At 39.2% G+C, this 11,907-nt stretch carries 14 protein-coding genes and 1 riboswitch; of the genes, 10 read left to right on the top strand and 4 right to left on the bottom strand.

Translation table 11 applies throughout. The features are described from left to right. Positions 1 to 34 precede the first annotated feature (34 nt). The 3 genes from gcvPB to gcvT are packed head-to-tail and all read right to left on the bottom strand — an operon-like array spanning position 35 to position 3,966. The gene (gene gcvPB, locus DUK53_RS01955) at positions 35 to 1,519 is read right to left on the bottom strand and encodes an aminomethyl-transferring glycine dehydrogenase subunit GcvPB (RefSeq protein ID WP_036093964.1); all 1,485 of its coding nucleotides are present in this window, start codon (positions 1,517 to 1,519) and stop codon (positions 35 to 37) included. Then, positions 1,516 to 2,862: an aminomethyl-transferring glycine dehydrogenase subunit GcvPA gene (gcvPA, locus tag DUK53_RS01960; protein WP_036093963.1), complete on the bottom strand. Its 1,347-nt coding sequence runs from the start codon at positions 2,860 to 2,862 to the stop codon at positions 1,516 to 1,518. Before gcvPA ends, gcvPB begins: the two co-directional genes overlap by 4 nt. Positions 2,863 to 2,877: 15 nt before the next feature. Next, positions 2,878 to 3,966 carry a glycine cleavage system aminomethyltransferase GcvT gene (gene gcvT, locus DUK53_RS01965; protein WP_036131110.1) on the bottom strand — a complete coding sequence of 363 codons (1,089 nt, stop codon included), beginning with the start codon at positions 3,964 to 3,966 and terminating at the stop codon, positions 2,878 to 2,880. A gap of 96 nt (positions 3,967 to 4,062) precedes the next feature. Continuing rightward, positions 4,063 to 4,155: riboswitch (glycine riboswitch) on the bottom strand. A gap of 357 nt (positions 4,156 to 4,512) precedes the next feature. On the opposite strand from gcvT, the gene comGA reads away from it, so the two are divergent. From comGA to DUK53_RS02015, 10 genes are read left to right on the top strand one after another with little or no spacing between them, the layout of a single operon-like run. Next, positions 4,513 to 5,532 (top strand): competence type IV pilus ATPase ComGA, encoded by a 1,020-nt coding sequence (gene comGA / locus DUK53_RS01970; RefSeq protein ID WP_036093961.1) that lies wholly within the window; start codon positions 4,513 to 4,515, stop codon positions 5,530 to 5,532. Then, a complete protein-coding gene (comGB, locus tag DUK53_RS01975; RefSeq protein ID WP_036093958.1) occupies positions 5,510 to 6,541 on the top strand; it encodes a competence type IV pilus assembly protein ComGB in 1,032 nt (343 codons plus the stop codon). The genes comGA and comGB overlap by 23 nt, the downstream gene beginning before the upstream one ends. Before the next feature lie 26 nt (positions 6,542 to 6,567). Then, complete coding sequence (gene comGC / locus DUK53_RS01980) at positions 6,568 to 6,888, top strand: competence type IV pilus major pilin ComGC (protein WP_036093956.1); 321 nt, start codon at positions 6,568 to 6,570, stop codon at positions 6,886 to 6,888. After that, positions 6,885 to 7,310: a competence type IV pilus minor pilin ComGD gene (gene comGD, locus DUK53_RS01985; protein WP_036093954.1), complete on the top strand. Its 426-nt coding sequence runs from the start codon at positions 6,885 to 6,887 to the stop codon at positions 7,308 to 7,310. The genes comGC and comGD overlap by 4 nt, the downstream gene beginning before the upstream one ends. Beyond that, positions 7,300 to 7,599 carry a competence type IV pilus minor pilin ComGE gene (gene comGE / locus DUK53_RS01990; protein WP_036093952.1) on the top strand — a complete coding sequence of 100 codons (300 nt, stop codon included), beginning with the start codon at positions 7,300 to 7,302 and terminating at the stop codon, positions 7,597 to 7,599. Before comGD ends, comGE begins: the two co-directional genes overlap by 11 nt. Beyond that, the gene (gene comGF / locus DUK53_RS01995; RefSeq protein WP_052164862.1) at positions 7,565 to 8,020 is read left to right on the top strand and encodes a competence type IV pilus minor pilin ComGF; all 456 of its coding nucleotides are present in this window, start codon (positions 7,565 to 7,567) and stop codon (positions 8,018 to 8,020) included. The genes comGE and comGF overlap by 35 nt, the downstream gene beginning before the upstream one ends. A gap of 2 nt (positions 8,021 to 8,022) precedes the next feature. Further along, entirely contained in the window at positions 8,023 to 8,385 is a 363-nt protein-coding gene (locus DUK53_RS02000) for a hypothetical protein (RefSeq protein WP_036131106.1), read from the top strand. A gap of 23 nt (positions 8,386 to 8,408) precedes the next feature. Then, positions 8,409 to 8,924 (top strand): shikimate kinase, encoded by a 516-nt coding sequence (locus DUK53_RS02005; protein ID WP_077917917.1) that lies wholly within the window; start codon positions 8,409 to 8,411, stop codon positions 8,922 to 8,924. Then, a complete protein-coding gene (locus tag DUK53_RS02010; RefSeq protein ID WP_036093950.1) occupies positions 8,921 to 9,859 on the top strand; it encodes an ABC transporter ATP-binding protein in 939 nt (312 codons plus the stop codon). The genes DUK53_RS02005 and DUK53_RS02010 overlap by 4 nt, the downstream gene beginning before the upstream one ends. Continuing rightward, a complete protein-coding gene (locus DUK53_RS02015; protein WP_052164861.1) occupies positions 9,856 to 10,677 on the top strand; it encodes an ABC transporter permease in 822 nt (273 codons plus the stop codon). The genes DUK53_RS02010 and DUK53_RS02015 overlap by 4 nt, the downstream gene beginning before the upstream one ends. 64 nt (positions 10,678 to 10,741) lie before the next feature. Here the strand turns inward: DUK53_RS02015 and DUK53_RS02020 are convergent, their stop codons facing one another. Next, a complete protein-coding gene (locus DUK53_RS02020) occupies positions 10,742 to 11,845 on the bottom strand; it encodes a YqgU-like beta propeller domain-containing protein (RefSeq protein ID WP_036093948.1) in 1,104 nt (367 codons plus the stop codon). Positions 11,846 to 11,907 lie beyond the last annotated feature (62 nt).

The raw sequence follows: 11,907 nt of genomic DNA on the forward strand, positions 1-11,907 counted from the left end.
TGTTCCCCAGCTAAGTTGGGAACACGGCCTCTTCTCATGTCGTTACTTCGTCTTCTACTTTTTCTTGGTAACGCAAGACCGGTTTTCTGGCCGCGCGTGTTTCGTCCAAGCGTTTTACATACGTATTATATGGCGCTTCTTGTACAATTTCAGGATTGTCCTCTGCTTCTTTCGCAATTTTAAGCATGACATCGATAAAGCCATCCAACGTCTCTTTTGACTCGGTTTCTGTCGGCTCAATCATGATAGCTTCTTCCACAATTAGCGGGAAGTATACAGTCGGTGGATGGAAATTATGATCCAACAGACGCTTAGCGATATCCAACGTACGGACACCTAATTGTTTTTGGCGTTTTCCAGAAAGCACGAATTCATGTTTGCAGACTTGGTCAAACGGCAAATCGTACGCTCCTTCTAAACGGCGCATCATATAATTCGCATTCAACACAGCATATTCCGTCACTTTTTTCAGACCATCTGGCCCCATCGTACGGATATACGTGTACGCGCGAACGTTGATACCGAAGTTACCATAATAAGGTTTCACACGTCCAATCGATTGCGGATAATTGTAGTCAAATGTATATTTATCCTCTTTTTTCGTTAAAACTGGGGTTGGTAAAAATGGAATCAAGTCCTTCTTCACACCGATTGGTCCTGATCCAGGTCCGCCACCACCATGAGGTCCCGTGAATGTTTTATGCAAATTCAAATGCACAGCGTCAAAGCCCATGTCACCAGGACGAACTTTTGCCATAATCGCATTCAAGTTCGCGCCGTCATAATACAGTTTTCCGCCAGCTTTATGCACGATATCTGCCATTTCTACAATATCTGCTTCAAAAAGGCCAAGCGTGTTTGGATTCGTTAGCATTAATGCAGCCGTATCATCGCCTACCGCGTTTTTTAGATCCTCAATGTCGACAAGTCCTTTTTCGTTAGACTTAACAGTGATGATGTCAAATCCAGCAACAGATGCAGAAGCTGGGTTCGTTCCATGCGCTGAATCTGGGATGATCACTTTCGTACGGTGATGGTCGCCATTCGCCTCGTGGAAAGCGCGAATCAGCATGAGAGCCGTCCACTCGCCATGCGCACCAGCAGCCGGCTGTAACGTAACTTCGTCCATACCTGTGATTTCAACCAAACTTTCTTGTAAATCGTAGAGCAATTCCATCGCACCTTGCACTGATTCTTCCGGTTGATACGGATGAATGTTCGCAAAACCTGGGAATCGAGCTACTTTTTCATTTATTTTTGGATTATATTTCATTGTACAAGAACCAAGCGGATAAAAGCCTGAATCGACGCCGAAATTATGGTTAGAAAGCGTTGTATAGTGGCGCATTAATTCCAGTTCACTCAACTCTGGCAAGGCTGGAGGGGTTTCCCTTACGTACGCAGCGCCGAATAAACTTTGTAAATCTACTTCTGGCACATCGCGCTCTGGTAAGCTATACCCGATACGTCCTGGAACCGACCGCTCAAATACTAATGGCATTGTTTCGCTATTATTCATTTTGCACCCTCCAAACTTGTTACAAACGTCTCAATTTCTTCTTTTGTACGCATTTCTGTGACAGCTACAAGCATATGGTTGGCGTATTTCTCCTCGTAAATTCCCAAGTCGTATCCGCCGATAAAGCCTTGATCTAGCAATTCCAGGTTTACTTCTTTGACCGGTTTCGATAACTTCACGACAAATTCATTGAAGAACGCATCGCCAGAAATAACATCAAATCCTTTGTCTTGGAAAGCTTTCTTCGCAAAATGTGATTTATCAATGTTTTGTTTCGCCATTTCGGTGATACCTTGCTTACCAAGCGCACTCATTGCCACAGAAGAAGCCAGCGCATTTAAAGCTTGATTGGAGCAAATGTTTGATGTCGCTTTATCACGACGAATATGTTGTTCGCGCGCTTGCAATGTCAATACATAACCACGTTTTCCGTTCTCATCCACGGTTTCCCCGACAAGGCGTCCAGGAACTTTACGCGTTAACTTAGAACTAACCGCGAAGTAGCCGCAATGTGGTCCACCAAACGCTTCAGAAATTCCGAATACTTGGGAATCACCGACGACAATATCCGCTCCAAATTTACCAGGCGGCGTCAATGCTCCGAGTGCTAATGGGTTACTCGAAACAACAAATAGCGCCTTGTTATCATGTGCTAACGGCTCTATTTCTTGTAACGCCTCGACTTGACCGTAAAAGTTCGGATATTGGACAATGACTGCAGCCACGGTGTCATCCACTTGCGATTCTAGAGCCGCCAAATCTGTCACGCCATCTTTCTCATCAATCTCAATAACCTCAATATGTTGCCCCTTCGCATACGTTTTTACAACATTGCGCGATTCTGGGTGTACCGCTTTTGAAATTAAGATTTTTTTACGTTTTGTGTGGGCGCTAGCCAGCATCGCAGCTTCGGCGAGTGACGTCCCCCCGTCATACATAGAAGAATTCGCTAAATCCATACCTGTAATTTCTGCAATCATTGTTTGAAATTCGAAAATAGCTTGTAATTCCCCTTGTGAAATCTCCGGCTGATAAGGCGTGTAAGCCGTATAAAATTCAGATCGAGAAATAACGCTATCTACTACAGTCGGAATGTAATGATTATACACACCAGCCCCTAAAAAGGACGCATACTCCACAGAATCTGCATTTTTACTAGCCAGCTTAGCCAATTCTTTCAAAAGAGCTGGCTCTGATTTCGCAGGTTTCAGATCATATTCCCGGTTAAAGCGAATCGACTCCGGAATATCCGTAAAAAGTTCATCAATAGAAGAAACGCCAATTGTATCTAACATATCCTTTTCATCTTGTTCAGTCATTGGTAAAAAACGATGTTTCGCCATAATATTACATCCTCCTTATTTTGCGCGTTTATAGAATGGGGTTGGAACTACTTTTGCCTTCAATTTCTTATTACGAACCTCGACTTCCACTTCGGTATCTAGCGCCGTGTAATCAATATCAATCAGCGCTAAACCTAAGTTTTTGCCAAGCGTAGGCGATTGTGTGCCACTCGTTACAATTCCGATTTCTTTATCTCCCATGAAAACTTTATAGTCATGTCTCGGAATTCCGCGATCAATCAGCTCGATACCGACAGATTTACGCGATAAGCCAGCTTCTTTCTGCGCTAACAATGCATGTTTACCAATGAAATCTGCCTCTTTTTTTAATTTCACCGCAAAACCAACGCCGGCCTCGAGTGGAGATATATCTTGTGTTAGCTCTTGACCATAGAGTGCCAAGTTTGCTTCAAAACGTAGCGTATCACGTGCACCAAGGCCGATTGGCAGTACGCCTTTTTCTAAGATGGCTTCCCAAACTTGAGGTGTATCTGAAGCTTTTGTATAAATTTCAAAACCATCTTCCCCTGTATAGCCCGATCTTGAAATAAGCGCTGTAACCCCTGCTACTTCCACATTGTCAACGAAACCAAAGAAAGTAAGTGCCGCTAAATCCGCATTCGTTAGAGTAGCTAATATAGCCTCAGCATTAGGTCCTTGCAAAGCCAATTGTCCATAATCTGCGGAAACATTTTGCACGTTAACGCCTTCTGACGCATGTTTCTCCAACCATTCAAAATCTTTTTCGGTGTTCGATGCGTTCACAACGAGTAGATAATCATCATCTGCTCTCATATAAACAACTAAGTCATCCACTACACCACCAGTTTCGTAACACATAATATTATACTGTGCTTTCCCAATCTTCAGCTTCGAAATATCGTTAGACAATACTTTTTGTAAAAATGGCAAACTCCCAGTTCCCTGCACCGCCACTTCCCCCATGTGCGACACATCAAATAGCCCAGCATCTGTTCGTACAGCCTCATGCTCGGCCTTTATTCCTGAAAATTGTACTGGTAAATCCCATCCACCAAAATCAATTGTTTTCGCACCATACTTTTCGTACAAAGGAAAAATAGGCGTTTTCTTTAAATCTGTCATGTGAATCCTCCTCTTTTTTTGCATACTAAAAGGACTTACTCGTTAAAATAAGTCTCTGTCGTACTCCAAAAATAAGGAATAATGCCTCCAGAGTTGCGTCCCATAAACATCCTTTTGCCTGAGAGTTTCACATTCCCATGCTTTCCCCGTCGGCGCTGCAAAATCTGCAGTCTCTCTGTCTATTTTCATCCGCTCTTTTATGTATTAGTTGCCTTTCCTATATGTTACCACGAGACCCTATCGTTCGGCAAATAATTAAATTTAAGACCTCGATTTTATGTTTTTAGATATATAGTTCGGAATGAAAGGGCTTTATCTGTAATTGACACTTCTATCATACGTATGTGAACAATCGAACAATCGGTGATGACTAAAATATTTTTCTAACCCTGACTCTCAAGTTTTTCTCCCTGTTTTCTCTCTTAAAATTCATTTCTGGACTCTTTTAACCCCTAAAAATCACAAACTCCCTTTTTTAGATGAAAAGGGAAATAGCGTAGTTATGGCGAATACGTTTAGCATAGACACAAATAAGGAGCCTGCCACATGATTCAAAATTTAGCTAACACCCTTTTAAATCAAGCTATTCTACTCACAGCAAGCGATGTGCATGTAATTCCAGCCGAAGCACACTATCGTATCCTGCTACGTATCAATGGAAGACTACAATTTTTTGCCTCTATCCCAATTGATAATGGTGAGCGCCTACTCGCGCATTTGAAATACCGAGGGTTCATGGATATTAGCGAGACTAGAAAACCCCAAAGCGGCGCCTTTCAAACAGATATTCAAGGACGTAAAGTATCCGTTCGACTCGCCACTATACCCAACTTCCGCTTTATTGAAAGTATGGTTATTCGTGTATTTTCAGAACAAGAAATAGTGCCTTTTCAAAAAAGTAGTATTTTCCAACGAATAACGCACCATATACTTTCTCTTGCCCAGAAACGGACAGGGCTCCTTTTATTTTCAGGAGCGACCGGCAGCGGCAAAACATCCAGTATGTACAGTTTGGCCCATTCTTTGAGTTTGCAACATCCATTGCAGATTATTACTATTGAAGACCCTGTCGAGCGCCCAATGTCGGCATTTTTACAAGTACAAATTAACGAAAAAGCGGGACTCGACTATGCAGATATCATCCGAGCAACACTTCGACACGACCCAGATATCTTAATTGTCGGTGAGATTAGAGATTCGCACACAGCAAAAATGGTTATTCGAAGCGCTTTGACAGGGCACCTTGTTTTGAGCACAGTGCACGCAGACAGCACATATGGAGTCCTATCGCGCCTCCTTGAGCTGGGTGTCGATAAAGAAGAACTGCGGCAATGCCTCATTGGCATATCCCATCAACAACTAAAACACTTACATTGCATGTTTTGCACTAGTAGATGCCACGCTTTATGCAATCATCTCTCCCAAAAAAGGACAGCTCTTTATGAATTTATAGAGAAGGAACAAATTAACGACTTTCTTATAACTTCAGTAGAAATCGATTTAGTAAGCAACATAAGTAAACAACTCAAGAAAGGAGTTTGTTATGGCTTTTTCTCTCCGCAATAATTGGCGTGCTGACGGCGAATTTCTCATACGACTCGCCGATCTTCTAAGTAAGGGTTTTACTATGGAAGAAGCAATTTCTTTTCTCTCTATCACAACACCAAAAGATACATCTCGGAACACAAAAATGATTGAAACGCTCTCTTCAGGTGCTCCTTTTAGCGAAGCCCTACTACAAGCAAACTTCCCCAGCTTCGTCTGCACACAGCTTCACTATGCTAGCAAACATGGCTATTTTAATGAGACTGTCCAAGAAACTGGAGATCACCTCATGCGAAAAGCTGAGCAACAAAAGGCATTACGAAAAATTTTCCAATACCCACTTATCCTTTTCATGACCGTCATTGTCGTTTTCTTTCTTTTACGCATTTTTCTACTTCCAAAATTCGATATGTTATTCAGTCAGTTGACACATGGAGAAAATCAAACAACCAATTTCACCTATTTCATTCTAGAAAAATTGCCACTGATATTTCTCGCCTTCTTAGGAGTCTTATTCATGTTATGTACCATTTTTCTAACAAAACAAAGAAAAAAGAACTCCTACGAACGCGCTGAACTATATTGTAAGATCCCAATTTTCAAAAGGTTTATGCGTCTGCACTATTCTCAATTATTTGCCCGAGAATGTGGTTACCTTCTAAAAAGTGGTCTGTCCATTAATGATATGGTTCAAGTATTTGCGCTACAAGATTCCCCACCACTTTTCAAACACATTAGCACATCTATTGAGAAAGCATTTTCTGAAGGTACATTATTCACCAAATCTCTCGCTGCTTTTGCTATCTTTGAATCTGAATTGATTTACATTATACAACACGGCGAAAAAAATGGTCAATTAGCCGAAGAACTCCTATTTTACTACAAACTATGCCATCAAAAATCCGAAGAAAAAATAGAAAAGATATTTAGCTTTATACAACCAGCTGTATTCATGATTATAGGGGTACTTATTGTATCCATTTACTTATCCATCCTTTTCCCGATGTTCTCGATGGTAAATTCCATCTGAATAATAAAAAAATAGGAGTGATTTAAATGTTTAAAAAAATCAATTGGAAAGATGAATCAGGTTTCACTTTGGTAGAAATGTTAATCGTTCTGCTCGTGGTCAGCGTACTACTTTTACTCACGATCCCAAACATTGTGAAACAAAGCAAGTCAATCAACGACAAAGGATGCGACGCTTTCATAACAATGGTCCAAGGACAAGCGCAAGCGTATCAACTAGAAAATAACAAAGTACCTTCCTTACAAGATCTTCTAACTGGGGGTTACCTAAAAGGCGAACAGAAGAAATGTCCAAATGGTAAAGATGTTTTGATTGATAGTAGCGGCAAAGTGACGGAAGCCCCGTGAAAAAGAATGGTTTTACTCTAATAGAAATGCTTCTTGTTCTCTCCATTAGCTTTATTATTTTAGGTATCAGTGTCCTTCCTGCCGGTAATCTAATGACTCATCTGTTAGAAAAACAAAGTCTGGATCAGCTCAAAATGGACATCATGTATCTTCAAGCAGAAGCAATAACTACGAATCAAGAAACCGTGCTACTGCTGAACGGTAATCATGATTCCTATTCAGGAAAATCTGCTCAATCAGTATTATCAAGAACATTCACCCCTACTTTACATTTTCAAGAGAAAAGCGAGCAACTCTTTCGCTTTTCTCCACCCTTTGGAAATATCAGCAAATTCAAAACGATCATCATTCAAGGCCAGAACAAAAAATATGCACTTATTTTTCAAATCGGAAAAGGGAGGTTTCGTATCGATGAAATCTGATGGTTTTTCTTTATTGGAAAGTCTCTTTGCTCTTAGTTTACTTTCCCTAGTTGTCCTTTCCTTACTGCCTATAATGATGCAAATTAAACAAAATCTGCACAAGCAAAATCAACGAACCACGGCTCAGCAATTACTCTCTGAGGAAAGTATATTTCATTTAAACAGCCGTTTTTCATCAAGCTATGATGTAATTATTAAAAATCAAGCATATCGAATAACTTACAATCAGGAGGCGAAGCAACTTTGCGCTACTTATGCTAAAGAAAATATTTGTTACGCTATCAAATAAACAAGGTTTTACCTTAATCGAATCTCTTTTTTCACTGCTCATTGTCATTATTATCGCTTCTTTCATTCCGCTTATTTTTCAAAGCTATACATCTGTTATAAAAATAATGGATATTGATAAAAATTATGAGTGGCAACTATTCTTGAATCACACGCGAAAAGAATTAAATACTGGCACTCGATTAACTGTCACCGATCATAAAATAACCTTCGTCACTCAATCCAAATTAGTGACCTATGAAGCGTATCAAAATCTAACTCGTCGCTCTGTTGACAACAAGGGGCACGAACCACTTTTAACAAATGTAAAACGAGATAAATGGTCAAAAAAATCGGAGGAAGAGCTATTGTATGAAGTTACTTTTGAAGATGATACCCAGTTATCTGCCCGTTTTTATATTCAGTCAGAAGGGAGTGAATAAATATGCGCCCAAATGGGTTTACGTACATCCTATGCCTTTATATTACGTTAGTAGGTATTATTACGATGCTTGGAGCAACCAATATTTATGTTTCCAAACTGCAAATGGAAAAGCAGCTGCAAAATCATTATCTAGCTACTACTCTTACAAATTTATCGCTCCCCAATAATATCTCACGTATAAAAAGCGAACAAAAAACATTTACAGAAAAGCACAATAACGCTGTTTTATGGTATAATTGGGCAGATAGTACAGAAGACTATATCAGATATGAGACCACCACAGAGCTGAGTAATGGCTATACTCTCAAACAAGCTATATTTTGGGATACCAAGCTACAGAAATTTCGTCTTCTACTAAATTAAACAGAAGCTTAAGGAGGACTTGCATGAATCAAATTGTTTTAACCGGATTTATGGGGGCTGGAAAATCGACAGTCGGGAAAATACTGGCTGAAAAACTAGCATTACCTTTAGTCGATATCGATACAGAGATACAATCCGAACATCAGATATCAATTACAGAAATTTTTGCAAATTTAGGCGAACCGGCATTCCGTAAATTAGAACATCAAATGCTAACAAGAGCTTTATTACAAGATGCTATTATCTCAACTGGAGGCGGTATTATTCTATCTGGTGATAACCGAATGAAGTTAGAAGCAGCTGATTTTGTTGTTTACTTAAAGACCAGACCTGATACTTTTCTTGCTCGATTAAAAGGTGACACAACACGCCCGCTTATTCAAGAAAAAAGTAGAGATGATATTATTGCTCTATGTGAGTCGCGAACAAAGCTTTATGAAAGTGTGGCCCATCTGATATTAGAGACGGACGAGCTAACCCCCGAAGAAATTGCGGCCCAAATAAAACAAGCTTTTCAAACAAGGAAGGAGTTATTATGACACAACCTGTTTTAGAAATAAATCATTTAGTCAAGCGCATTGGAGCTAAGTCCATTATAAAAGATATCTCGTTTTCAGTGAACGAAGGTGAAATATTTGGACTTCTAGGACCTAACGGCGCCGGAAAAACGACTATTATCCGAAGCATCGTCAAACTCATCAATAAGACTAGTGGCGAGGTGAAGATCTTAGGAAAAAATATAGATGACTCTTATACAGAAGCTATTCAACAAGTCGGAGCTATCGTGGAAAATCCAGAATTTTATCCATACATGACAGGACTGCAGAATCTCAAAACATTCGCTTCTATGTCACGTAACAAAATCTCCAACGAGCGTTTAAATGAAATTATCCAACTTGTACATTTAGATAAAGCCATTAACAACAAAGTTAAAACATACTCTCTTGGAATGAGACAACGATTGGGTGTTGCACAGGCGCTAATACACGAACCGAAATTATTAATTTTTGATGAACCTACAAATGGATTAGATCCAGAGGGTATGAAAGAATTTCGTTTACAAATGAAAACCTTAGCTAGCCATGGTGTCAGTGTTCTTGTATCCTCGCATCTACTAACAGAGATGGAACAGCTATGTGATCGATTTGCAATCATAGAACGCGGAGAATTGACACATATTGCAGATATGAAACAAGAAAATCTGGCAGAAGCTGAACAATTACAGACATTCCACATGCACCTTGAACCGCTTGAATTGTCTAAAAAACTACTCACAAATTGGAATATTGACTACATACTCGCTGATAATGGAACATCTCATTTCTTTGTAAAAAGTAGTCCCACCAATATCCCATTACTTGTTAAGAATTTGGTAGCAGAAGATGTTTCTATTTTTGCGATAGAAGCACATACTAAAACATTAGAGGAACGGTTCTTAGAAATTACAAAACCAAATGGGGGTAGCATGGAATGATATCATTAATCGCAAATGAAACAAAGAAAGTATCACTAAGGTTCAGTACGTGGCTATATCCTCTCATTATTTTAGTTATCATTCTTGCTCTATCCGCGAGTTTTAAATCTTTTGTCCCAGATATTGATAACGTTCAGCTTATGTTATCCGTAAACAGCATCAGCATGTTTATGGTAGCCCTCTTTTCTATCGTCGTAGCTAGTGCAGTTGTGTCATCTGAATTTAGTTATGGAACGATAAAGTTACTGCTAATTCGTCCATATCAACGTTGGCAGATCCTTCTTTCCAAATACATCGTTGTTCTTATGTACGCAGTTCTTTTGACACTATTCACGGTTGTAATGTCCTATGTTATTGGTGGAATTTTAACTTCATTTGGTAGTCTAACTCAAGATATTAGTGCAGTTAATCCGAACTACTCAGAGAATGGAGATATTACGAATGCAGGCCAAACAGCCATAAATGCGATTGGTTACCAATTAGGGTACTTCTCTATTCAACTTATTTTTTCAACTTCCATCGCATTCATGGTTTCATCACTATTAAGAAGCCAGGCTTTAGCTGTAGGAATCGGACTGTTTCTACTGTTTATCAATAGTATTGCGGGCGGAATTACGCTTATGTTGGTAGAACAATTCCAATGGTTCAAATACATCTTTATGGCTCCTCTATACTATGTCAGCATGCATGCAAACGGCCTTGGAATGGATGTAAAGGGACTTTCACCAGGACTGGCCATTGGTGTCCTAAGCGTCTATTATATTATTTTTATGGCCCTCTCCTTTGTATTTTTCCAAAAAAGAGATGTCTCTGTTTAATTCTATGAAATAAAAAATGCCAGAAAAATAGCTATCTCATTACGATAGTGCTTTTCTGGCATTTTTAATACATTTTATCACGATGTTGTATCAAGTACAAGGTGTCTTTTGTTTCTAAATCAATTATTTGATCAAATAGATAACCGTATAAACAGTACTTACCGTTTGGTGATGTAACAATTGGTTCGTTATTGGTTAGTTCCAGTATTGTTTCTGCCTTTTTCTCCTTAGGACTCACCTTGACCAGCTTAAACTCGCCACCATGATCTTTTAACTTTTTGCTTTCATATGGCTCAAATGTAAGAAACGATTCCTTTTCCACATTCAAATCGTAGAATGGAAAGAACGTCCCCAATTCATCATATACTCTTGGGGCTTCATATTGATAATAGGATTGAAAACCAACTGTCCTGAAGTTATATACCATAGCTTTATCTTCTTTACTTGGCTCAATTGTTAGCAATGTATTGGCAGATACGGCGAATTTATATACATCTGCAACCACAAGATTTTTAACTGTTTTATCCCGTATATCTTCTAGATAGAGATCCCCTCTGTCCTTCTGTGGTGATAGCTTTTGATTAAAGACAAATAAATTATCACTATACCAAGAAACAAATGGTGAATCTGTATTTAATCGGGTTATATTACCAGTTGGGATATCCCATTGAAACACTTGGTAATTCCAATCTGTATCGAATGTGGTGAGGAACATTTTATTTTGATCATCTTGATTCCAAGAAAATTCGATACTTTGTGGCTTTACTTCTTTTGTGCTCATTATAGATCCATCTATAGAAATAATATCCAAATTCGCCTTATCTTTACTTTCTGCAGAATAAATAAGGAAACAATCCCGATTTGGGCTAATGACTACTTCTGAAATCACATGTGTTGTTTCGTATATCTGATGTTGCTTCCCACTAAAAACATTGAGCCTTTCGAAGGTTATTTTCCCCTCTTTTTTCAGTTGCAGTAGAACATTCTCGTCGTCTATCCAGCCCACAATGCGTTGAAACTCTTTAGGCTGAATGTTTAAGGTTTTAATTTTATTCGACGTTGTTATTTTCTCTTCTTTGCTGACAGGTACCTGCTCATTTTGGCAGCCGTAGGAAAGAAATAAAAGTCCAAGGATTGTAACTATAAAACGTATGCGAATTTTACTCATCTCTTTCCCTCCATTTGCTAATATGCTACTACTATTTTACCCTGACATCAAGGAAGTGAAAC

This window comes from Listeria sp. SHR_NRA_18 (assembly GCF_003856515.1).
In the GTDB taxonomy this organism is placed as follows: Bacteria; Bacillota; Bacilli; order Lactobacillales; family Listeriaceae; genus Listeria_A; species Listeria_A newyorkensis.